Below are 21,776 nucleotides of genomic sequence, written 5' to 3'. Positions count from 1 at the left end.
CCCGGGTGGGGCCGGTGGGCGGTCCGGAACGTCGTGTGAGCCGGACCGTCGAGAACCCTAAGTGGACGGTGTGAACGCGAAGAGTCACGGTGACGCTCACCGTGTCCCGAACCGCTGCCGGTCACGGACGCCCCGGCTCGGCCGGGTGGTAGAGCGCGGCGAGCGCGGCGGCGGTCCCGGCCAGGCGGTCGCGGAGGGCGGCGGGGGAGAGGACCTCCACGTCGGCGCCGAGCCGGAGCAGGTCGCCGTGCGCGTGGGTGAGCGACTCGATCGGCAGGACGGCCCGCACCCAGCCCGCCTCGTCGGGCGGGCCGGCGGTCGCCTCGACGGAGGCGACCACCACGTCGCTGCCGATCTCCCGCAGCCGTTCCCGGCCGCGCGCGGAGAGCCGGACGGTGGCCTCGTCCCGGTGCAGCCCGGCCCGGAACGCGACCACGTGCGCCCGCCACCACGCCGGCAGGTCGAACTCCGGCCGGTCGAACGGCTCGTCCAACGGGGCGAGGTCGAGGATCTGGTTGACCCGGTAGGTGGCCGGCTCGGCGCGGTCCGGCCGGGCCGCGACCACATACCAACGGCCGCCCTTGAGCACCAGCCCGTACGGCTCCAGCACCCGGGTCACCTCGCCGCGCCAACCGCGGTAACGCACCCGTACCCGGTGTTCCCGCCACACCGCCTCGGCCGCCGCGGCCAGGTGCGGCGACGGGTCGCCGTCGGAGTACCAGCCCGGCGTGTCCAGGTGGAACCGCTGCTCCAGGCGCGCCGCCCGGTCGGCGAGCGGGGCCGGGAGCGCGGCGCGCAGCTTGAGCTGCACGGCCGCCACCACCGACTGGTAGCCCAGTTCGGCGGCCGGCCCGGGGAGCCCGGCGAAGAGCAGCCGGTCGGCCTCCTCGCCGGTCAGCCCGGTCAACCGGGTACGCCACCCGTCGACGAGCCGGTAGCCGCCGGCGTGCCCGGCCTCGCCGTAGAGCGGGATGCCGGCGGCGTGCAGCGCCTCGACGTCCCGGTAGACGGTGCGCGCCGACACCTCGAGACGGGTCGCCAGGTCGGCGGCGGTGAGCCGGCCGTGGGCCTGCAGGAGCAGCAGGATGGACAGGAGTCGACTGGCCCGCATCCACTGACACTAGCTGTCAGGGAAGTGGTCCTACCGTCCCGGCATGGCTTTTCACGACAAGGAGCTGACCGTGCCGGGAACCGTCGAGGTCGCCGGCCGGCACGTCAAGCGCTACCACATCGACCAGCCGGAACGCCGCCTCGAACCGGAGGTGGTCGACGCCGGGTACGCGTACCTGCCGTCGCTGCTGCCCGGCCCGGACGGCGGCACCCCGCCGGCGAGCTGGGTGGTGCTGCACCGGGGCGCGGACACCGGGGCGTACCTGCTGGCGTACAGCTGGTTCTTCGACAACGTCGTCGAGTGCCGGATCGCGGTCGCCGGGCAGCCGGCCCTCGACTGCCCGGACGACGACCCGGCGCGTTTCGTCGACCTCCGGCGGCCCGGCGTGGGCTGCGTGTGGGAGTTGGGCGTGCTGGAACACGAGCGCGCCGCCTGGGTCCGGCACATGCTCGCGCCGGATCGGCCCGACCTGGCCGGCTATCTGGCCGACACCCGTGCCGAGGGGCCGGTGGGGCGCTGATGGGCGACTTCGACTTCCTCGTCGGCACCTGGGACGTGGCCAACCGGCGGCTGCGCGAGCGCCACGTCGGCAGCGACGACTGGGACGAGTTCGCCGGCACCAGCGAGGCGCGTTCGTTCTTCGACGGGGCCGGCAGTTTCGACGAGATGCGCTGCCCGAGCCGGGGCTTCGCCGGGTCCACCGTGCGCGTCCTGGACCCGGCGACCGGCCTGTGGTCGATCTACTGGATGAACAGCCGGCGTGGGGTGCTCGAGCTGCCACCGGTGGTGGGCCGGTTCACCGACGGCGTCGGCACGTTCTTCGCCGACGACGCCGACGAGGGGCGGCCGGTGCGCTGCCGGTTCCTCTGGTCGGCGGTCACCCCGACCTCGTGCCGCTGGGAGCAGGCGTTCTCCGTCGACGGCGAGCGCACCTGGGAAACCAACTGGATCATGGAGTTCAGCCGGGCGGCGTGACCGGGGGCGTGGTGGTGCGGTAGATCGCGGTCAGCCAGACGTCGAGCAGCACGTCGACCACGTCCCGCTCGGCCACCGCCGGTCCGTCGCCGGCGAACGTCGCGTACCAGACGCGCTCGTTCATCGAGTTCAGCGCGATGGCGAGGTCCCGGGCGGGCAGCCCGTCCGGGGCCGCGCCGCGGGCGCGTTCCACCTCGATCGCGGCCTGGACCGCGCGGACCCAGCGTTCGAGCACCTCGGCCCAGAGCCGCCGGACCTCGGCGTTGGTGCCACGCACCTGGGCGCAGGCCAGCACCACGTTCCGGTGGCCGCCGAAGGTGGCGTGGAACCGGGCGATCAGCTCCCGCCACCGGGCGCGCGGGTCCTCGGCGAGCCGGTCCAGCACGTCGCCGGCGGCGGCGTCGGCCTCCTCGGTGACCCGGTCGAGCAGGGTCAGCAGCACCGCGTCCTTGGACGGGAAGTAGAAGTAGAACGTGGGGCGGGAGATCCCCGCGCCCCGGGCCAGGTCGTCGATGGAGATGTCGCCGAAGGCGCGCTCGCGCAGCAGCCGCTCGGCGGTGGCCAGGATCGCCACCTCCCGGTCGTCGCCGGTGGAGCGGCCGGCCCGCCGCCCGCGGCTCGGCGCGGCGCCGGTCGGCGTACGGGCGGGGCTCATGTCGGCCGATGCTACACCCGCTCAACACCCTGTCGATCCGACTCGACAGGGTGTTGACTCGGGTCGAGAGCGGTGGATAGTGTCCGATCCACCGCCGGGCGAGAACGGGAGAAGCCATGGCCTCCGACCACGTCGACGTCCTCATCGTCGGCGCCGGCCTGTCCGGCGTCGGCGCCGCCGTCCACCTGGGACGCGAGTGCGCCGGCAAGACCTACGCGGTGCTGGAGGCCCGGGGCGCGATCGGTGGCACCTGGGACCTGTTCCGCTACCCGGGCGTGCGCTCCGACTCGGACATGTACACGCTCGGCTACTCGTTCAAGCCGTGGACGGACCCGAAGGCCATCGCCGACGGCGAGTCGATCCGCCGCTACGTGCGCCAGACCGCCCGCGAGTACGGCGTGCAGGACCACATCCGCTTCCACCACCGGGTGGTGCGCGCCGAGTGGGACAGCGCGACCGCCCGCTGGACCGTGCACGTCCATCGCGACGACACCGGCGAGGACACGGCGCTGACCTGCGCGTTCCTGTTCACCAACGCCGGCTACTACCGCTACGACGAGGGCTACACGCCCCGGCTGCCCGGCGTCGAACGGTACGCCGGCACGCTTGTGCACCCGCAGCACTGGCCGGAGCGGCTCGACTTCACCGGCAAGCGGGTGGTGGTGATCGGCAGCGGCGCCACCGCGGTCACGCTGGTCCCGGCCATGGCCGAACGGGCCGCCCACGTCACCATGCTCCAGCGCTCACCGACGTACGTGATCTCGCTGCCGTCGCGCGACGCGTTCGCCGACGCCGCGCGGCGCTGGCTGCCGCCGAAGGCCGCGTACGCGGTGGCCCGGTGGAAGAACGTCGCGCTCGGGGTGGCCAACTTCCAGCTCAGCCGGCGCACGCCGGGGCTGGTCAAGCGGTTCCTGCGCCGGGCCGCGAAGGGCCGGCTCCCGGTCGGGTACGACGTCGACAGGCACTTCTCGCCCCGCTACGACCCCTGGGACCAGCGGCTGTGCGTGGTGCCGGACGGGGACCTGTTCACCGCGCTGCGCGAGGGACGCGCGACGGTGGTGACCGACACCGTCGACACGTTCACCGCGCACGGCATCCGGCTCGCCTCCGGCGAGGAGCTGCCGGCCGACATCGTGGTCACCGCCACCGGCCTCAACCTGCTCGCGCTCGGCGGCATGACGCTGGCCGTCGACGGCGCGGACGTCGACCTCGCCGCCACCATCGCCTACAAGGGCATGATGCTCTCCGGGGTACCGAACTTCGCCATGACGATCGGCTACACCAACGCCTCCTGGACGTTGAAGGCCGACCTGGTCGCCACGTACGTCTGCCGGCTGCTGCGCCACCTCGACGACACCGGGCAGCAGATCGTCACCCCGGACGCCCCGGACACCGACGACCTCGTACCGATCATCGACCTGCGCTCCGGGTACGTGCTGCGCGCCGTCGACCAGCTGCCCAAGCAGGGGCCGCGCGCGCCGTGGCGGCTGCACCAGAACTATCCCCGGGACGTACGCCTGATGCGGCACGGGCCGCTCACCGACGGCGTGCGGTTCGCCCGGGCCGGCGCACCGGCCACCGCGGCCGTGTCCACCTCGGGAGGCACCGATGCGTGATCTCGATGTCCGCGGCGGCGTCGCGGTGCTCACCGGCGCCGCGAGCGGCATCGGCGCGGCGCTGGCCCACGGCCTGGCCCGGCGCGGCGCCGACCTGGTCCTGCTCGACCGGGACGCCGACGGCCTCGCCGCGGTGGTCGAGGCGATCCGCGCCGCCCACCCGGACCGGCGGGTCGAGACCCACCTGGTCGACCTCGCCGACGCCGAGGCCACCGACCGGGTCGCCGCCGAGATCCACCGCGCCCATCCCCGGATCCGGTTGCTGATCAACAACGCCGGGGTGGCGCTGGGTGGCCGGTTCGACCAGGTCACGCTGGACGAGTTCCTCTGGGTCGTCGAGATCAACTTCCGGGCCGTGGTGCGGCTGACCCACGCGCTGCTGCCCGCGCTCAAGGCCGAGCCGGGCGCCCACCTGGTCAACGTGTCCAGCCTGTTCGGCCTCATCGCCCCCGCCGGGCAGGCCGCGTACTCGGCGAGCAAGTTCGCCGTCCGCGGGTTCACCGAGGCGTTGCGGCACGAGCTGGTCGACGACGGGATCGGTGTCACCTCGGTGCATCCGGGCGGCATCCGGACCCGGATCGCCGCCAGCGCCCGGGTCGGCAGCGGCGTCCCGGTCGAGGAGTACGAGGCCGGCCGCCGGCAGTTCGAGAAGCTGCTCACCATCGACCCGGCGACCGCCGCCGAGGTGATTCTGCGCGGCGCGCGGCGGCGTCGGGGCCGGGTGCTGATCGGCTGGTCGGCGAAGCTGCCCGACCTGCTCGCCCGGGTCGCTCCCGCCGGGTACGGCCGGGTGCTGGCGCTGGCCATGCGCTCGCGCCCGGCCCGGGTGCCGACCCCGCCGGCCGGGTCCGCCGGGCCGACTCCACCGGCCGCGCGGCCGGTTGGCGAGGCGGTCGTTCCGGAGCCCGGACGGCCGGCGTGACGGTCGCGCTGCCGCCCGCGCTCGACCTGCCCACGCTGCTGATCTGGGGCGACCGCGACCTGATCCTGCCCGCCGCCCACCTGGCGTACGCGCGAACCCGCCTGCCGCGGGCTCGGGCCCACCTGTTCCGCGACACCGGCCACATGCCCCAGATCGAGCGAACCGCCGAGGTCGAATCCCTGCTCCGCGCCTTCTGGCCCGGTCACCCCGCCGCCCGGACTGGTTGATCATGAAGTTGGCGTCCGCCGCGCTCGACGGCGACGACCCGCAGGCATGGCGGGACGCGGTGGCCGGCCACATCGACACGGCCGCCACCATGCTCGGGGTGCTGCGGTGAGCGCCCCCCGCCGGCCGGCCGCCCTGGTGTACGCGGTGGCCGTCACCGCGTACGTGGCCGCGGTGTTCCACCGCAGTTCCCTCGGCGTGACCGGGGTGGACGCGGCGGACCGCTTCGGGATCAACGCGGCTGCCCTGGCCACCTTCTCCGTCGCCCAGCTCGCCGTCTACGCCGCCATGCAGATCCCGGTCGGGGTGCTGCTGGACCGATACGGCTCGCGCCGGTTGCTGCTGGCCGGCGGCGCGCTGATGGTGGCCGGGCAGATCGTCTTCGCGGTCGCCGTCGACGTGCGCCTCGCCGTCGCCGCCCGGGTGCTGGTCGGCCTCGGCGACGCGATGACGTTCATCAGCGTGCTGCGGATCGTGGCGTACTGGTTCCCCGGCCGGCGCAACCCGCTGCTGGTGCAGCTCACCGGCACCGTCGGCCAGCTCGGCGCGGTGCTCGGCGCCGTACCCCTGGTGGCGCTGCTGCACCGCGCGGGCTGGACCCCGGCGTTCCTGACCGCGGCGGCGTTCGGCGTCACCGTGCTGCTGCTGGTCCTCGCCGCGGTACGCGACACCCCGCGCGCCGAGCACGTCACCGCGTCCACCCCCGGCCTGGCGACCGTACGCCGGCAGCTCGCCGACGCCTGGGGTCAGCCCGGCACCCGGCTGGGCCTGTGGACGCACTTCGTCACCCAGTTCTCCGGCTCGGTCTTCGCGCTGCTCTGGGGCTATCCGTTCCTGGTGCAGGGGCAGGGCTTCTCGCCCACCGCGGCGGCCGGGCTGCTCACCCTGATGACCGTGGTGACGCTGGTGTGCGGCCCGGTGATCGCGCACCTGTGCGCCCGGCACCCGTTCCACCGCTCGGTGGTGGTCTTCGCCATCACCGCCGCCACCGCGGCCGTCTGGGCGGTGGTGCTGGCCTGGCCCGGCCGCGCCCCGCACGGGCTGCTGGTGGCGCTGGTGGTGGTGCTCGCGGTCAACGGCCCCGGCTCGGTGATCGGCTTCGACTACGCCCGCACGTTCAACCCGGTGCACCGCATCGGCAGCGCCACCGGCATCGTCAACGTCGGCGGCTTCGTCGCCTCGATCGTGCTCATCCTCGCCGTCGGCGTCGTGCTCGACCTGGCCACCCCGGCCGGGCAGGGCACCCCGCCGCTGTCCGCGTTCCGCTGGGCGTTCGCCGTGCAGTATCTGCTCTGGGCGCTCGGCGCGGTGCAGGTGCTGCGCTACCGCAACGCCGCCCGCCGCCGGTGGGCCGACGACCGGGCCACGGTGGCGGTGCCGGCGGCGGCCTGAGCGCGGAGGCCGGTCAGCGGCGCCGTCCGTGGGTGAGCGAGTCCAGCATCAGGGTCACTCCCGCGCCGACCAGCCACACGTCCTTGGCCAGTCCGATGCCCGCCTGGCTGGGGCGCAGGCTGGTGCCCTCCCGCATGCCGGGCGTCTTCAGGTAGAGCTGCACCAGCCCGGCGCCGAACGCGGCCAGCGCGGCGCCGGCCAGCAGCGACGGCACGAACGGGGCGAGCAGCGCCGCGCCGAGGGCCATCTCGCCGCGCGAGAGCAGCACCGCGAACCGGTCCGGCGGGACCTGCCGGAGCTGCGGGATCGCGCCCACCGCCATGCCGTGCACGCCGGCGGCGGCCTCGCCCTCCAGGGTCCGCTTGGACAGCCCCGAGTTCAGGATGTACGCGCCGACGGCGACCCGCAGCGGCGCATGCGTCAACCTCATGATCACTCCCGTTCGACGTCGAAGGACCCGCACGCGGGTACCCGGCTGAGACCGGGGCATTCCGGTTCGGCGACGCCGGGCCGACGGTGATGATCGGCGGTAGGTTCGGCGGAGGGGACCGAACGAAGGAGAATCTCTTGAGCCAGGAAGTCCGGGGAGTCGTGTCGCGGCGCAAGGGCGCGCCGGTGGAGGTCACCACGATCGTGGTGCCCGACCCGGGGCCGGGCGAGGCGGTGGTCCGCGTCCAGTCCTGCGGCGTCTGCCACACCGACCTGCACTACCGCGAGGGCGGCATCAACGACGCCTACCCGTTCCTGCTCGGCCACGAGGCCGCCGGCATCGTCGAGCAGGTGGGCGACGGCGTCACCGACGTGGCCCCCGGCGACTTCGTGGTGCTCAACTGGCGGGCCGTCTGCGGGCAGTGCCGGGCCTGCCGGCGCGGCCGGCCCTGGTACTGCTTCGCCACCCACAACGCGACGCGGAGGATGACCCTGACCGACGGCACCGAGCTGACGCCCGCGCTCGGCATCGGCGCGTTCGCCGAGAAGACGCTCGTGCACGCCGGCCAGTGCACCAAGGTCGACCCGTCGGCCCGACCGGCCGCCGTCGGCCTGCTCGGCTGCGGCGTGATGGCCGGCCTCGGCGCGGCCATGAACACCGGCAACGTGACCCGGGGCGACTCCGTCGCGGTGATCGGCTGCGGCGGGGTCGGCGACGCGGCGGTGGCCGGCGCCGCCCTGGCCGGCGCGACCACGATCGTCGCGGTGGACACCGACTCCCGCAAGCTCGACTGGGCGCGGCAGTTCGGCGCCACCCACACCGTCAACGCCTCCGAGGACGACCCGGTGGAGGCGATCCGCGCCGCCACCGGCGGCTTCGGCGCCGACGTGGTGATCGACGCGGTGGGCCGCCCGGAGACCTGGAAGCAGGCCTTCTACGCGCGTGATCTCGCCGGCACGGTCGTGCTGGTCGGCGTCCCCACCCCGGAGATGACCGTCGACCTGCCGCTGCTCGACGTGTTCGGCCGCGGCGGCGCGCTCAAGTCCAGCTGGTACGGCGACTGCCTGCCCAGCCGGGACTTCCCGATGCTCACCGAGCTGTACCGGCAGGGCCGGCTCGACCTGGACGCCTTCGTCACCGAGGAGATCGCCCTCGACCGGGTCGAGGAGGCGTTCACCCGGATGCACCACGGCGACGTGCTGCGCTCGGTGGTGGTCTTCCCGTGACCGCCCGAGTGGACCACACCGTCACGTCCGGCACGTTCTCGCTGGACGGGCAGACGTTCGACGTGGACAACAACGTCTGGGTGATCGGCGACGACGCCGAGTGCGTGGTGGTCGACGCGCCGCACGACGTGGCCGCCATCCTCGCGGTCGTCGGCGACCGCCGGGTGGTCGCGATCCTGGCCACCCACGCCCACGACGACCATGTCCGGGTCGCCCCCGAACTGGCCCGGGCCACCGGCGCGCCGGTGCTGCTGCACCCGGCCGACCGGGTGCTGTGGGACCAGGTCCATCCGGACACGCCGCCGGACGGTGACCTCACCGACGGGCAGACCGTGACCGTCGGCGGCACCACGCTACGGGTCCTGCACACGCCCGGCCACAGCCCGGGAGCGTGCAGCCTGCACGCCCCGGAACTGGAGGCGGTCTTTACCGGCGACACCCTCTTCGCCGGCGGTCCGGGCGCGACCGGCCGCTCCTGGAGCGACTTCGGCACCATCGTCGAGTCGATCCGCACCCGGCTGCTCACCCTGCCGCCGGAGACGGTGGCGCACACCGGGCACGGCGAGGACACCAGCATCGGCGCGGAGGCGCCGCACCTGGACGAGTGGATCGCCCGGGGCCACTGAGGGCGCGGCTCAGCGTTCGTCGTCGAGCACCGGTTCGAGGTCGATGACGGGCGTGCCGTCGTCACGCCGGCGGTCCCGCGGTGACGCCGCCGAGCACGTGCAGCAGCCGGCGCAGCGTCGGCCGGCAGCCCACCAACCGGACGCCCGCGCGGCCGGCCCGCACGGCCCGTGCCAGCTCGGTGGCGGCGCCCGCGTCGGCGAAGCTCAGGTCGGTCAGGTCCAGCACCGGGGGTACGGCCGCCGCCCACCGGTCGGCCGTCAGGTCGGCCAGCAACGCGACGAGCGCGTCCCGGTTGCTCCGGTCCACCTGTCCCACCAGCCGCAACCCGAGCGGATCGCCGACCCGGTACGCCCGCAGCAGCGGCGACCAGGTGCGGGGCGTGTGCGGGTCGGCGGTGCCCGGATGGGCCGCGGTGAGGAGCCGGAGCTGGTCGGCGGGGAAGCGGCGCCGGTCGTACAGGCACAGGCCGGCGACCCGGCCGTCGGGGAAGAGCGGGTTGAGCGCCAGTTCGTAGCGTCGCAGCTCGTCCAGGGTGACGCCGGTGCCCAGCACCCACGTCATGTCGCCGCTGAGGCGTATCCCCGGATAGCCCTCGTGCCGGGCCTGGTCGACCTCGTGGCGGACCGCGTCCGCGAGCATGGTCGGGGTGGGCCGGCCGCCGGCCAGGAAGGCTTCCACGGCCGGCAGGATCCGCAGCTGTCCCGCCGCCACGGCGGCCTCGGTGGGGACCCCCACGGCGTCGACCCGGAGGCGGACCGCCTGCGGCGTCGACGTCTCGGTGAAGCAGACCACCTTGTGGCCGCGGCGCAGGCCGACCGCGGCGAAGCGGCCGACGGTGTCGAGCGCGTCGCCGTCGTCGTCGTGGATCCAGCAGACGTGATCGCCCAGTTCGACCTGGTCGACCACGGTCGTAGCAGTCACGGTACGGGCCTTCCCGGTGCGGCAGGTGCCTCACTCTAACGAAGGGCGGCGCCTCCGCCGCGCCGTCCACGCTGGACCGGCAGACCACCCTGGACCACCTGCTGCGCCAACTCGCCGCCACCGCGCACCTGCTCGCCCGCCTCGGCGCGGTCGATCACCGGTAACCGCCTGGCCTCCGGGCCCCGGACCCGCGATACTCGCCCGATGCCCGAACCGACCCTGACCGCCGCGCAGTCCGCCGCCCTGCGACACGTGCGGGACGTCGCCCTGCGGGACCGGCCGGCGGCGCTCGCCGTGATCGCGGCCCACCTCGCCGGCTCCGGCACCGGAATCCGGTACGAGGAACTGGTCGCGGCCGTGACCGGCCACGGCCGGTTGACCCTCAACTTCCACCCCGACCGGCTGCTGCGCGACGGCCGCACCGTGGCCGAGGCGCTCGACGCCGACGGCGTCTACCGCAGCCAGTTCTCCACCGGCATCTCCAACGGCGGGCTGACCGCGTTTCCCGGCGGTGACCGTGACGTCTGGGAGAAGGCGATGTTCGGCGGCGCGTACCAGCGTCCGGGCGTGCTGCCCGCGGAGCGCCCGACGTACGGCGGCCTCAACCTGCTCGACCACCTCGACGGCGCCTGCCCCCGGTTCGGCTCGTGCCACCTGCGGCTGCGTTCGGAGGTGCTGACCCGGGCCACGTTCACCTTCGGCGACAGCCACCTCGGCCCGACCGAGGTCGGCACCGTCACCGTCTTCGAGCCGGTCCTCGCCGCGCTGCTCGACGCCACCGCCGGCACCGGCGTCAGCCTGGGCGTGTCCGGGATGGACACCGGCGCCCTGTCACGGGCGCTGCTGTCCCGCCGGGAACGGGCGTCCGAGCGGGCCGGCCGATCGTTGGACGACTACATCGAGGCGCAGGTGCACGGCGAGCTGAGCCTCGCCCGCGACGTCGAGGCCGTGGTGGTCGACCCGTCGTTCCGCGACACCGACGCCGGACGGCGCCTCGCCGCGATCGCCGGGCGGCACGGCTTCGCGCTGGACTGGCACGCCGGCTTCGAGCTGCCCGTCGACGGCGTGGACGCCGACTTCCGCGGCCCGGACATCCCGCCGCTGGCCGCCCGCGTGCACGCCGAGTTCGGCCGGCCGGGGGAGCCGCTGCACGCGGCGCTGATCGGCCGTGCCGCCGCCTCCCTGGTGCGCGAGCCCGAGCGCTGGGCCGATCGGGGACCGACCGAGGTCACCTGGCAACACCTCAAGCAGCTCTGGCACGTCCTGGTGTGGTTCGGCCGTCCGGCCCGATCGTCCCGTTTCCCCGGGTAGGCGCCGGCTGTCCGGTGCTCCGGGTGACCTGGACCGCAGCCCGCGGCCCGCCTGACATTTCCGGAATGGGTGACAGGTCCGGCTGGTTGTGTCCCCCGTACCGCCGGCATCCAAACCCGCGTCGCCGGCCACCCCCAGGGGCGCTCACCCCGGAGCGCGTCGTAACGATCGAAAGGGCAACCATCGTGAAGCAGCACGTCACCCGATGGCTCCCCGCCGTCGCGAAGACCGCCTACGCGAGGACCACCACCGTCGCCCAGAACCGCCGCGCCGCGCTGACCGTCGCGGGGGTGGCCGCCCTGGGTGGCCTGGCCTTCGCCCCCACCGCCGTCGCCGCCCCGGTGACCAGCGGACCGCACGCCGGCGCCGTGGCCGCCATCGACCTGGCCACCGGCAAGAGGACCGGCACCGAGGCGGCGAAGTCCGGCCTGACCACCGGCAGCGACAGGGTGCCGACCAAGGCCGACCGCCCGACCCGGGAGAAGCTCATGCCGCACGGCGTCGAGGGCGCGCAGTCGCGTATCCCGCTCGACGACGCGCAGCTCGGCAACGCCAAGGCCATCGTCAAGGCGGCCAAGCAGACCGGCGTGGGGGAGCGGGGCGCGGTGATCGGCGTCGCCACCTCCCTGCAGGAGTCGAAGCTCTACAACCTGGGTCACCTCGGCACGTACAACGACCACGACTCGGAGGGCCTGTTCCAGCAGCGCCCGTCGTCCGGGTGGGGCTCGTCCGAGCAGATCACCGACCCGGACTACGCCAGCAAGGCGTTCTTCGGCGCGCTGAAGAACGTCGGCGGCTGGCAGGAACTGCCGCTGACCAGCGCGGCGCAGACGGTCCAGGTGTCCGCCTACCCGTACGCGTACGCGCAGTGGGAGGAGCAGGCGGCGGACATCGTCCAGCAGCTCTGGTGACCCCGCGATCCGGCCGGCCCCGACCTCGGGGCCGGCCGGTCCCGCCCCCGCGCGGGTCTTGCACGTCTGGAGCCCGCCCACATCACCACGGCCTGGTGGACCGGGTCGGGCAAACTCCGAGGCACCCCATGACCCGAGACAACCACGCGTTCCACTCGCGGCGTCCGTAGGCGGTGGGTGGAACGCCATGGGTGTCTGTGAGGGGCGTGAGACACCCATGGCGTTCCACCCACGGCGTTGATGTGCGGTGGGTGGAACGCCGTGGGTGCTTGGGCGCGCGTGGTGTGCGGGCCGTCCCCGGGTGGGCGTGGTGTCCGGTTCCGGGGTGGTGGGTGGCACGCTGGCGGCGGAATCGTCGGGGGGTGCGCGGCGTTGTAACCGGGTGAACGACCGAGGAAGGTGAGCGCACCCCCGCGCCGCCGACCCGCGCCCCCCGGGAATGACGGTGGGCGGCCGGTCGTTACACATGGTCCGGCGCCGCGTAGAGGCCCCCGCGCCCCGCGAGCAGCCGGATCCCCCGAAGACTTTCCTGAGCGCCTGACGGTGCCCACACACCCCCCGGTGTGTCGACCCCCGAACGGAGCCCCCACCATGAACACGATCCTGCGTAAGAGCATTCTGGGTATCGCTGGTCTGGCCTTCACCGGTGGTGTGTTCGCCGGTCCGATCGCCGCGCACGCCGACACCCCCGCCCACGCCACGGCCGGTAAGCCCGTCGCTGCCGCCACGGTGCAGGGCGAGCAGTCGACGATCAACCTGAACGACGAGCAGACCGCGAACGTCAAGGCGATCATCGCCGCGACGAAGAAGGCCGGTCTGCCCGAGCGGGCGGCGGTCGTGTCGATCGCCACCGCGCTGCAGGAGTCGAAGCTGGAGAACCTGGGTCACCTCGGTGACCGCAACGACCACGACTCGTTGGGTCTGTTCCAGCAGCGCCCGTCCTCGGGTTGGGGTAGCCCGGAGCAGATCACCGACCCCGAGTACTCCACGCTCGCCTTCCTGAAGGGCCTCAAGCAGGTCGACGGCTGGCAGGACATGCCGCTGACCAAGGCCGCCCAGACCGTGCAGGTGTCGGCCTACCCGGATGCGTACGCGCAGTGGGAGAAGCAGGCCACCGACCTCGTCGACCAGCACTGGACCAAGTGAGCACCACGCCGAAGGCCGGCACCCCAGGGTAAGGGGTGCCGGCCTTCACGCGTACCCGAAAGGGGTCAGGCCGGGGCGCCCTCGGCACGCAGCTTGGACGAACCGGCGGCCACCGACCAGCCGGCCACCCAGCGGCTGCCGCTGGTGCTGCTGGTCCGATCGGCGAGGTGGTACCAGTCCATCCGGCAGCGCTGCGGCGTCACCTCGAACACCCCGTACCCGTGTCCGTCCAGCTCGGTCCAGCGCACGTGCGGGTTGGTGGAGCGGATCAGGCCCGCGCCGAGCTGGCTCAGCGGGTTGCCGGCCGGCAGCTTCAGGAAGTCGTTGATGTTGTCGCTGGTCACCGACGGCACGACGAACTCGACCGCGGCCGGGTCGGCCGAACCGGTCGCGCGGGTGGTCACCTCGTTGGCCCACGAGGTGTGGATGTCGCCGGTCAGGAACACCACGTCGCGGGTGCCGGTGGCCCGGAGGTGGTCGACCAGCTCGTTGCGGTCGGCGTTGTAGCCGTCCCACTGGTCGGCGTTGAGCACCGCGCCGTTCTCCGGGATCCCGAGCAGCTTGCCGAGTGGACCGAGCAGCCACGCGGGCAGCGCGCCGACGTCCACCCGGGCGATCATCACCGGGTTGCCGACCAGCTTCCAGCGGGCGCTCGAGCCGGACAGGCCCGCCTTCAGCCACGCCATCTGGGCGTCGCCGGTGATCGTCCGGGCCGGGTCGTCCACCGCCGTGCCGGACGCCTGCGCCGAGCGGTACGACCGCAGGTCCAGCATGGACAGCTCGGCCAGCCGGCCGAAGCGGAACCGCCGGTAGATCGCCCCGTCCGCGCCGACGCGCACCGGCATCCACTCCAGGTACGCCTGCCGGGCGGCGGCCAGCCGGTCGGCGAACGGCCCCTCGGTGCCGGGCGTGTGGTTCTCCGCGCCGCCGGACCACTCGTCGTTGGCGACCTCGTGGTCGTCCCAGGTGATGATCCACGGCACCGCCGCGTGCAGCGCCTGCAGGTGCGGGTCGGTCTTGTAGAGCGCGTGCCGGATCCGGTAGTCGGCCAACGTGAGCACCTCGTGCGCCGGCTGGGTGGGCCGCACCACCCGGCCGGCGGCGGTGAACTCGCCGGTCCCGTACTCGTAGAGGTAGTCGCCGAGGTGGACGATCAGGTTCAGGTCGTCCCGGTCGGCCAGCCGCCGGTACGCCGAGAAGTAGCCCGCCTCCCAGTTCGCGCAGGACACCACGCCGAGCCGCAGCCGGTCCACCGCCGAGTCGGCGGGCGGCGCGGTGGTGGTGCGGCCAGTCGGCGACCAGGCGTCGGCGTACCCGAAGCGGTACCAGTAGGTGGTGGCCGGGGCGAGGCCGGTGACCGGGATCTTCACGGTGTGGTCGCGGGCCGCGCCGGTGGCGATCGTGCCGGCCGCGACCGGCGCGGTGAAGTCCGGGTCGGTGGCGACCTGCCAGCGCACCTCGACGTCGGGGCCGGCGCCGGAGCCGGGCAGCGCGTCGGGCGTGGGGGTGACCCGGGTCCAGAGCAGGATCCCGTCCGGCAGCGGATCGCCGGAGGCGATGCCGTGCCGGAACGCGGCGGTGGCCGCGCCGGCGGGGGAGGCGCCGGCCAGGGTTGCGCCGGCGAGGACGGCGGTGCCGGCGGAGGCGCCCGCGAGGCGCAGCAGGGCACGACGGTCGAGGGTGTTCGTCATGCCCTTGTATCTATCAATGTCGACGTGCTTGGCGCTGCCCCGGTCGCGCGAAGTTCGCCGGGACTTCCGCCCGGGTTGGCCGGTCCGGACCGATCAGGACCGGCGACGGCCGGCGACGATGTCCACCACGGCCACGCCGAGCGCCAGCACGATGATGCCGGCGGCCAGCAGCAGTGAGTGCCGGAACGCCAGCGCCCAGTCGTTCTGGTTCTGCGCCAGGGTCGAGAAGAACAGCGCGCCGACCGCCGCGATGCCGGCGGCGGTGCCGATCCGCTGCCCGGTCTGGAGCATGCCGGCGCCACTGCCGGCCATCGGCACCGGCACCTCGGAGAGCGTGAGCGTCTGGTTGGGCGCGATCACCAGGCCGCTGCCCAGCCCGGCGACGAGCAGCGGCAGCGCGGTGCGCAGCGGCACGTTCCGGTGTGGCCCACCGGTCAGCACCAGGTCGGTCGCGACCAGGCCGACCACCACGGCGAGCAGTCCGATCGCGACCAGCGGCCGGCCGTACCGGGTGACCACCCGGCCGCCGAGCGCGGAGGCCAGCGCCGAGCCGAGCGCGAACGGGGTGATCGCCAGGCCGGCCACCAGCGCGCTGTAGCCCAGGCCGATCTGCAGGTAGAGGGTGAAGATGAAGAAGATCGCGGTGAAGCCGGCGAAGTAGATCAGCCCGATCAGCGAACCGAGGACGTACGAGCGCAGCCCGAACAACCGCAGGTCGAACAGGGGCGTGGCGTGTCGGGCGAACCGGCGTTCCCAGAGCGCGAAGCCGGCCAGCAGCACCAGTCCGAGCGGGATCAGCAGCCACTTGGCCGAGCCCTGCCACTGCTCCCGCTGCACCAGCGGCAGCAGGATCACGGTGACCCCGGCGCCGAGCAGCAGTACGCCCACCGGGTCGAGTCGGTGCCGGTCGGGCTGGCCCTCGGCCCGGGCCGGCATCAGCCGCCAGCCGAGCACCATCGCCACGATGCCGACCGGGATGTTCACGAAGAACACCCACCGCCAGCCGTGCTCCTCGCCGCCGAGCTGGATGAGCAGGCCACCCAGCAGCGGCCCGACGGCGGTGGAGATGCCGATGGTCGCGCCGAGCAGCCCGAACGCGCGACCCCGGTCGGCGCCCCGGAACAGCTCCTGGATCATGCCGCTGACCTGCGGGTTGACCACACCGGCGGCGGCGCCCTGCACGAGCCGGGCGACGATCAGCCAGGTCGACGAGGTGGCCAGTCCGGCCAGTGCGCTGGTCAGCGTGAACAGACCCACCCCGACCACGAACGCGGTCCGCCGGCCGCGCGCGTCACCGAACCGGCCGGCCGGCACCAGCACCAGGCCGAACGTCAACGCGTACCCGGACAGCACCCACTGCAGGTCGCTCGGGGTGGCGTCCAGCGCCCGGTCGATCGACGGGACGGCCACGTTGACGATGCTGACGTCCAGCAGCGTCATGAACGCCGCGACCAGGCCGACGCTCAGCGCCTGCCAGCGGCGCCGGTCGTCGTACCCGGTGTCCGGCGCCGGCGACCGGTCACCGCTCATCGTGCCCCCCACAGACCGTCGATCACGCATCCCCGATCGCTACCCGGACCCCGGTGGGGCAAACGACGCGATCAGGCCGTCTGGCGTGCGCACCAGCGGGGCCCGAAGTCCAGGCCCGATATCGGCGAGTCCTCCCGGTGCAGCAGCCCCCGCTGGGTGAGCGAGTGCAGCGGCTCGTGCACCTCCTCCTCGGTCAACCCGGTCTCCTCGGCGATCAGGCCCGGGTAGGGGACGTGGCCGCGCACCTCCAGCGCGGTCACCGCCTGGTAGACCCGTTCCTCGACCGCGGACAGCTGGACCTGAGGCATCGCTCCTCCTCGGCGTGGGCCGCCCGATCATGGACAGCCGGCGACCGGCGGTTACCCGGGCGGCCGGCGATGATGCCCACCCGATCGGGGGTCGTACCGGCGGGCCCGGTCCGGCGGTGCCCTAGGCTGCACCAGTGATCGTCTGGGACCTCGTCGTGCTCGGTGGCGGACCGGCCGGACTCGCCGCCGCGCACGCGGCGGCCCGGGCCGGTGTGCGCACGCTGGTGGTCGAGCGGGCCACCCATCCCCGGTACAAGACCTGCGGCGGCGGCCTGGTCGGCACCTCCCTGGCCGAGGTCGACGGCCTGGTCGAGGTGCCCGCACACGACCGCGTCGACCGGGTCACCTTCACCCGGGACGGACGACGCGCGTTCACCCGCCGCCACCGCGCGCCGCTGGTCACCATGATCCGCCGGGAGGAGTTCGACGACCGGCTGCGCGCCGCCGCGGTCGCCGCCGGCGCCGAGGTCCGCGAGGGCGTCGCGGTGCGCGCGGTGGAGCAGGACCCCGACGAGGTACGCCTGCGGCTGGCCGACGGCGAGGTGGTGCGCGCGCGTTCGGTGGTCGGCGCGGACGGCTCCTCCGGCGTGACCGCCCGCCACGTCGGCGTGCGCTTCCGCCAGGTCGACCTGGGGCTGGAGTTGGAGCTGCCGGTGCCCGCCGCCGAGCGGGACCGGTGGCGGGGGCGGGTGCTGCTCGACTGGGGGCCGGTGCCCGGCTCGTACGCCTGGGTCTTCCCCAAGGGTGACCGGCTCACCGTGGGCGTCATCTCCGCCCGCGGCGACGGCGAGCGGACCCGGGCCTACCTGCGGGACTTCGTGGCCCGGCTGGGGCTGGCCGGCATCGCCCCGGAGCACGACTCCGGCCACCTGACCCGCTGCCGCGCCGAGGACGCCCCGCTGCGCCACGGGCGGGTGCTGGTCGCCGGCGACGCGGCCGGCCTGCTGGAGCCGTGGAGCCGGGAGGGGATCAGCTACGCGCTGCGCTCCGGCCGCCTCGCCGGCGCCGCGGTGGCCGGCGGCGACCTCGACGCGTACGCCCGGGAGGTCGGGCGGCGGCTGGTGCCGGAGATGCGCGCCGGGCACCGGCTGCTGGACGTGTTCGAGCGGCGGCCCGACGTGTTCCACGCGATGCTGGCCAGCCCGCCCGGCTGGCGGATGTTCGTCCGGTTCTGCCAGGGCCGGGTCAGCTTCGCCGAGGCGCTCGACCGGCGGCCGGTACGGGCCGGGCTCGCGCTGCTCGACCGGCTGCCGCCGGTCAGGGCACGATGACCGCCCGGCCGTGGACGTCGCCCCGGCGCAGCGCCTCGTACGCCTCGGGCGCCTCGGCCAGCGGGAACGTCTGCACGTCGGCGTGCAGCCGGCCGGCCCGACCCAACGCGATCACCTCCTGGAGTTCGGCCCGGGTGCCCCAGAACGGCACCACCACCCCGGTCTCCAGCGGCACCGTGGGCGGCTCGTCGGCGACCGGTCGGACCGGCAGCGTCCCACCGGCCAGGCCGACCAGCAGCAGCTGACCGCCGGTGGCGACGACCTGCCGGGCGGTGTCCAGGGTGGGTTGCGCGCCGACGAAGTCCAGCACCACGTCCGCGCCGTCCGGCGGCGGGCCGACCAGTTCGCGGATCTTGTCCACGGCGTCCGGGCCGGCCGGCACCGCGTGGTGCGCGCCGAGGCGGCCGGCCAGGTCCAGCGCCGCGACGCTGGTGTCCACCGCGACGATCCGCACCGCGGTGGTGGCGACCAGGATCTGCAACGCCATGTGCCCGAGCCCGCCGATGCCGATCACCACGCAGGTGGTGCCGGGACGCAGCCGGGGCCGGGCCAGCTCCACCGCGTGGTACGGGGTCAGCCCGGCGTCGGTCAGCGGGGCCGCCTGGGTCAGGTCCAGGTCGCCCACGTGCAGCAGCCGGGACGCCGGCACCGCCACGTACTCGGCCAGCCCGCCGTCGCGGCTGAGCCCGATGCCGCCCAGCGGGACGACCCGGCAGCGGTTCTCCTCGCCGCGCAGGCAGGCCCGGCACCGGCCGCAGCCGATGATCCCGTAGACCGCCGCCCGATCCCCGGGTGCCCAGCCGTCCACGCCCGGGCCGGCGGTCGCCACCGTGCCGGCGATCTCGTGGCCGAGCGTCATCGGGGTGGGGAACACCCCTGCGGCCGCGTCCAGGATGTGCAGGTCCGAGTGGCAGGCGCCGACCGCGCCGACACGCAGCAGCACCTCGCCGGGCCCGGGCTCCGGCGTGGGCGCCTCGGTCAGCTCCAGCACCCCGGGAGCGGTCATCCGTACCGCGCGCATGTCGTCCTCCACCTCGTCGCCGACGGCCGTCGCGACGGCATACCCGTCCCGCCCCTGTTGATACCGCGTCTGTCCGTCCGGGCTCCCAGCCCGCGAGTGGAGCACGGTGGTTGTCTTCGGGCGTCGGAGACACCCATACCGTTCCAGTCGCGGGTCATCCGGCCGGCGAGTGGAACACCATGGGTGCCTCGGGCCCGTCTTGACACCCATGTCGTTCCACTCGTGCGCCACCCAGCCCGCGGGTGGAACGGTATGGCTGTCGCCGCGCCCGTGGCGCACAATGCGGGCATGAGCGAACCGGTCGAGTCGTTCACCGATGAGGAGTACGCGTTCCTGCGGCACGTCCGCTTCGGCGAGCTGCCGCCCCCGGTACGCCCCGAGGAACGTGCGGAGTCCACCGAGACCGACATCCGACCGGACCGGCCGGATCCGACCGGCGGCGAGTCGGAGTGGCACCTGAGAGCCGGCGGCTGACGGTCCGTCCGGCGCGGCCCGAGTCCGGCCCGACGCCGGCGAAGGCATCGGAAGGGTCGGATGGACCTCGACGGACGCGACGAGGGCCCCGGCAGGACGCCGGGGCCCTCGGGGGATCAGAAGACCGGGACGCCCTCGCGGACCAGCTTCCAGTTCGGCACGAAGAAGTCGGCCGGGTCGATGACGCCCTTGGCCTGCGCCCAGTCGATGAGCAGCTGGCGGATCTCCTGCTGCGCGTTGTAGACCTGGGTCTTCACGATGCCGGGGAAGTTGCCGCCGCCGCTGCGCCGGTAGTTGTTCACCGCCACCACGAACTGGGCGTCCGCGGCCACCGGGGTGTCGGTGCCGGCCAGCACCAGGCGGGTGATCCGCCGGCCGACCGGCTTCGCGATGTCGATGTCGTAGTCGACGCCGGAGAACACGTCGTAGTTGTAGTCCGGCACCGCCGGGTCGCTGATCGTCTCCGGGTCGACCGGAGCGCCCACCGGCACCGTGACGAAGTACTTCGCCGAGTACTCCAGGTACGCCTTCACCTCGGCGCCGGTCAGCACGACCGCCTCCAGGGTGTTGTCGTACACGTACAGGCCGGCCACGTCGCGGATCCGCACGTCGCCCTGCGGGAAGACCGCGGTGCGGCTGAACGGCGCGGCGATCGACAGCACCGGCAGGCCGGCGTACGCGCCGCCGGCCAGCGCCGCGGTGACCACCTCGGTCTGGACGTGGTTGATGAAGTCCAGGATCGGGGTGTCCTGGTAGCGCGACTCGGCGGCGGACAGCTCCACGCTCGACCGCGCGACGACCCTGTTGACGTAGTCGACCGTCTTGGCGTGCTGGCCGCGGACCGCCGCGAGCACCGCCGGGTCCTCGACCACCGTGTTGGTGTTCAGCGTGGTGGCCGACGAGTCGACCACCTTCCAGCAACCCTTCTCCCGGGTCAGCGTGAAGTCCATCCGGGTCAGCCGCTGGCCCCACTTCGACGGCTCGGAGGTGAGCACCGCCTTGCCGGTCTTCAGGTTGGTGACGAACTTCTCCGGCACCTCGTTGTGGGCGTGCCCGAAGAGGATCGCGTCGATGCCGGGCACCTGCTCGGCGATCAGCGCGGTGGGGTTCTCGTTCGGCAGCTCCGGACCGTAGCTGGAGGTGCCGCTGTCGCCGCCGTGTGCGGAGATGAGCACCACGTCCGCGCCGCGCCGGCGCATCTCCGGTACCCACTTCGCGGCGGTGGCGACCATGTCGGCGAAGACCAGGCGGCCCTCGACGTTGGCCTTGTCCCAGATCGCCACGCCGGGGTTGGTCAGGCCGAGGATGCCCACCCGCAGCTTCGGCGCGCCGTGGCCGCCGAGCCGCACCTCCTTGATCACGTAGGGGAGGAACGCCGGCTTGCCGGTCTTCGCGTTGATCGCGTTGGCGGCGAGGGCCGGGAAGCCGAGCTGCTTGATCCAGGTGGCCAGCAGCGGCAGGCCGTAGTTGAACTCGTGGTTCCCCAGCGTGACGGCGTCGTACTTCAGCACGTTCATCGCGTTGGCCATCGGGTGCGTCTCACCGGTGCTGGTGATCGGCTCCTGCTTGGCGTAGTAGGTGGCCAGCGGCGTGCCCTGGATGGTGTCGCCGGCGTCCAGGACCAGGGTGGCCCTGCCCTTGCGCTCGGCCCGGATCTGATTGACCAGGGTGGCCAGCTTGGCGACGCCGACGTCGTTGTGCTTGCTGTCGTCGAACTCGGCGTCCTTGTAGTAGTCCCAGTTGTAGACGTTGCCGTGCGTGTCCGAGGTGCCCAGGACGGTCAGGTCCCAGGTCTTCGGCTGCGTCGGCGGCTTCGGCTTCGCCTCGGCGGGCGCGCCGGCGAGCAGGGGAGCGGTCGCCGCGGCGGCGGCGACGGCCAGCACCTGGCGCCGCGAGGCGCCGGAGGAGGAGGTCAATGCGGTGCCTTTCCATGGGGGTAGGCGCCTCGTGGGCGCCGTTGCGCACCATAACCACCAGGTGTCACAGGCGCCACATCCCCCCGAGATGTTTTCC

At 73.8% G+C, this 21,776-nt stretch carries 22 protein-coding genes; 13 read left to right on the top strand and 9 right to left on the bottom strand.

The genetic code is table 11. From position 1 onward, the window contains the following. Window positions 1–121 precede the first annotated feature (121 nt). Window positions 122–1,111, bottom strand: a complete 990-nt coding sequence (locus tag ACGFI2_RS04075; protein ID WP_393510278.1) for a helix-turn-helix transcriptional regulator — start codon at window positions 1,109–1,111, stop codon at window positions 122–124. Window positions 1,112–1,154: 43 nt separating this feature from the next. On the opposite strand from ACGFI2_RS04075, the gene ACGFI2_RS04070 reads away from it, so the two are divergent. After that, complete coding sequence (locus ACGFI2_RS04070) at window positions 1,155–1,631, top strand: hypothetical protein (RefSeq protein WP_393510276.1); 477 nt, start codon at window positions 1,155–1,157, stop codon at window positions 1,629–1,631. Continuing rightward, a complete protein-coding gene (locus ACGFI2_RS04065; protein WP_393510273.1) occupies window positions 1,631–2,086 on the top strand; it encodes a hypothetical protein in 456 nt (151 codons plus the stop codon). Before ACGFI2_RS04070 ends, ACGFI2_RS04065 begins: the two co-directional genes overlap by 1 nt. Here the strand turns inward: ACGFI2_RS04065 and ACGFI2_RS04060 are convergent. Beyond that, window positions 2,070–2,741, bottom strand: a complete 672-nt coding sequence (locus ACGFI2_RS04060) for a TetR/AcrR family transcriptional regulator (protein WP_393510270.1) — start codon at window positions 2,739–2,741, stop codon at window positions 2,070–2,072. The genes ACGFI2_RS04065 and ACGFI2_RS04060 overlap by 17 nt on opposite strands. A gap of 116 nt (window positions 2,742–2,857) precedes the next feature. On the opposite strand from ACGFI2_RS04060, the gene ACGFI2_RS04055 reads away from it, so the two are divergent. From ACGFI2_RS04055 to ACGFI2_RS04040, 4 genes are all read left to right on the top strand, one after another. Continuing rightward, complete coding sequence (locus tag ACGFI2_RS04055) at window positions 2,858–4,357, top strand: flavin-containing monooxygenase (protein ID WP_393510267.1); 1,500 nt, start codon at window positions 2,858–2,860, stop codon at window positions 4,355–4,357. Further along, window positions 4,350–5,279: an SDR family NAD(P)-dependent oxidoreductase gene (locus ACGFI2_RS04050; RefSeq protein ID WP_393510264.1), complete on the top strand. Its 930-nt coding sequence runs from the start codon at window positions 4,350–4,352 to the stop codon at window positions 5,277–5,279. The genes ACGFI2_RS04055 and ACGFI2_RS04050 overlap by 8 nt, the downstream gene beginning before the upstream one ends. After that, window positions 5,276–5,506 carry an alpha/beta fold hydrolase gene (locus tag ACGFI2_RS04045; RefSeq protein WP_393510261.1) on the top strand — a complete coding sequence of 77 codons (231 nt, stop codon included), beginning with the start codon at window positions 5,276–5,278 and terminating at the stop codon, window positions 5,504–5,506. Before ACGFI2_RS04050 ends, ACGFI2_RS04045 begins: the two co-directional genes overlap by 4 nt. Before the next feature lie 106 nt (window positions 5,507–5,612). Next, window positions 5,613–6,896: a nitrate/nitrite transporter gene (locus ACGFI2_RS04040; protein ID WP_393510258.1), complete on the top strand. Its 1,284-nt coding sequence runs from the start codon at window positions 5,613–5,615 to the stop codon at window positions 6,894–6,896. 13 nt (window positions 6,897–6,909) lie between these two features. Here the strand turns inward: ACGFI2_RS04040 and ACGFI2_RS04035 are convergent, their stop codons facing one another. Then, complete coding sequence (locus ACGFI2_RS04035) at window positions 6,910–7,326, bottom strand: hypothetical protein (RefSeq protein WP_393510255.1); 417 nt, start codon at window positions 7,324–7,326, stop codon at window positions 6,910–6,912. 137 nt (window positions 7,327–7,463) lie between these two features. Here ACGFI2_RS04035 and ACGFI2_RS04030 point away from each other — a divergent pair, with 137 nt between their 5' ends. Together ACGFI2_RS04030 and ACGFI2_RS04025 are read left to right on the top strand one after the other, a co-directional pair. Further along, on the top strand, window positions 7,464–8,552 hold the full coding sequence (locus ACGFI2_RS04030; RefSeq protein ID WP_393510252.1) for an S-(hydroxymethyl)mycothiol dehydrogenase: 1,089 nt from the start codon (window positions 7,464–7,466) through the stop codon (window positions 8,550–8,552). Continuing rightward, window positions 8,549–9,178 (top strand): MBL fold metallo-hydrolase, encoded by a 630-nt coding sequence (locus tag ACGFI2_RS04025; protein WP_393510249.1) that lies wholly within the window; start codon window positions 8,549–8,551, stop codon window positions 9,176–9,178. The genes ACGFI2_RS04030 and ACGFI2_RS04025 overlap by 4 nt, the downstream gene beginning before the upstream one ends. 61 nt (window positions 9,179–9,239) lie before the next feature. Here ACGFI2_RS04025 and ACGFI2_RS04020 read toward each other — a convergent pair whose 3' ends face one another. Then, window positions 9,240–10,100 carry an MEDS domain-containing protein gene (locus tag ACGFI2_RS04020; RefSeq protein ID WP_393510246.1) on the bottom strand — a complete coding sequence of 287 codons (861 nt, stop codon included), beginning with the start codon at window positions 10,098–10,100 and terminating at the stop codon, window positions 9,240–9,242. A gap of 204 nt (window positions 10,101–10,304) precedes the next feature. On the opposite strand from ACGFI2_RS04020, the gene ACGFI2_RS04015 reads away from it, so the two are divergent. The 3 genes from ACGFI2_RS04015 (at window position 10,305) to ACGFI2_RS04005 (ending at window position 13,468) form a co-directional block, all read left to right on the top strand. Continuing rightward, window positions 10,305–11,411, top strand: a complete 1,107-nt coding sequence (locus tag ACGFI2_RS04015) for a DUF3626 domain-containing protein (RefSeq protein WP_393510243.1) — start codon at window positions 10,305–10,307, stop codon at window positions 11,409–11,411. A gap of 185 nt (window positions 11,412–11,596) precedes the next feature. Beyond that, the gene (locus tag ACGFI2_RS04010; RefSeq protein WP_393510240.1) at window positions 11,597–12,322 is read left to right on the top strand and encodes a hypothetical protein; all 726 of its coding nucleotides are present in this window, start codon (window positions 11,597–11,599) and stop codon (window positions 12,320–12,322) included. A 591-nt stretch (window positions 12,323–12,913) separates the two neighbouring features. Further along, window positions 12,914–13,468: a hypothetical protein gene (locus ACGFI2_RS04005; RefSeq protein WP_393510237.1), complete on the top strand. Its 555-nt coding sequence runs from the start codon at window positions 12,914–12,916 to the stop codon at window positions 13,466–13,468. Window positions 13,469–13,533: 65 nt separating this feature from the next. Here ACGFI2_RS04005 and ACGFI2_RS04000 read toward each other — a convergent pair whose 3' ends face one another. From ACGFI2_RS04000 to ACGFI2_RS03990, 3 genes are all read right to left on the bottom strand, one after another. After that, complete coding sequence (locus tag ACGFI2_RS04000) at window positions 13,534–15,159, bottom strand: alkaline phosphatase D family protein (RefSeq protein ID WP_393510234.1); 1,626 nt, start codon at window positions 15,157–15,159, stop codon at window positions 13,534–13,536. A 93-nt stretch (window positions 15,160–15,252) separates the two neighbouring features. Then, on the bottom strand, window positions 15,253–16,689 hold the full coding sequence (locus ACGFI2_RS03995) for an MFS transporter (protein ID WP_393510231.1): 1,437 nt from the start codon (window positions 16,687–16,689) through the stop codon (window positions 15,253–15,255). A 71-nt stretch (window positions 16,690–16,760) separates the two neighbouring features. After that, window positions 16,761–16,997 carry a hypothetical protein gene (locus tag ACGFI2_RS03990; RefSeq protein ID WP_393510228.1) on the bottom strand — a complete coding sequence of 79 codons (237 nt, stop codon included), beginning with the start codon at window positions 16,995–16,997 and terminating at the stop codon, window positions 16,761–16,763. Between the two features lie 134 nt (window positions 16,998–17,131). Between ACGFI2_RS03990 and ACGFI2_RS03985 the strand changes: the two genes are divergently transcribed. Further along, complete coding sequence (locus ACGFI2_RS03985; RefSeq protein WP_393510225.1) at window positions 17,132–18,268, top strand: geranylgeranyl reductase family protein; 1,137 nt, start codon at window positions 17,132–17,134, stop codon at window positions 18,266–18,268. Here ACGFI2_RS03985 and ACGFI2_RS03980 read toward each other — a convergent pair. Continuing rightward, window positions 18,255–19,289 (bottom strand): NAD(P)-dependent alcohol dehydrogenase, encoded by a 1,035-nt coding sequence (locus ACGFI2_RS03980; protein WP_393510223.1) that lies wholly within the window; start codon window positions 19,287–19,289, stop codon window positions 18,255–18,257. The genes ACGFI2_RS03985 and ACGFI2_RS03980 overlap by 14 nt on opposite strands. Before the next feature lie 288 nt (window positions 19,290–19,577). Between ACGFI2_RS03980 and ACGFI2_RS03975 the strand changes: the two genes are divergently transcribed. Continuing rightward, window positions 19,578–19,763 (top strand): hypothetical protein, encoded by a 186-nt coding sequence (locus ACGFI2_RS03975; RefSeq protein WP_393510220.1) that lies wholly within the window; start codon window positions 19,578–19,580, stop codon window positions 19,761–19,763. Window positions 19,764–19,879: 116 nt separating this feature from the next. Here the strand turns inward: ACGFI2_RS03975 and ACGFI2_RS03970 are convergent, their stop codons facing one another. Beyond that, window positions 19,880–21,679 (bottom strand): bifunctional metallophosphatase/5'-nucleotidase, encoded by a 1,800-nt coding sequence (locus ACGFI2_RS03970; protein ID WP_393510217.1) that lies wholly within the window; start codon window positions 21,677–21,679, stop codon window positions 19,880–19,882. Between the last annotated feature and the right edge of the window lie 97 nt (window positions 21,680–21,776).

Source organism: Micromonospora sp. NPDC049282 (assembly GCF_043197045.1).
Classification (GTDB): Bacteria; Actinomycetota; Actinomycetes; order Mycobacteriales; family Micromonosporaceae; genus Micromonospora.
Note: the sequence above shows the minus strand (reverse complement) of the source record. Positions and strands in the feature narration are given on the sequence as shown.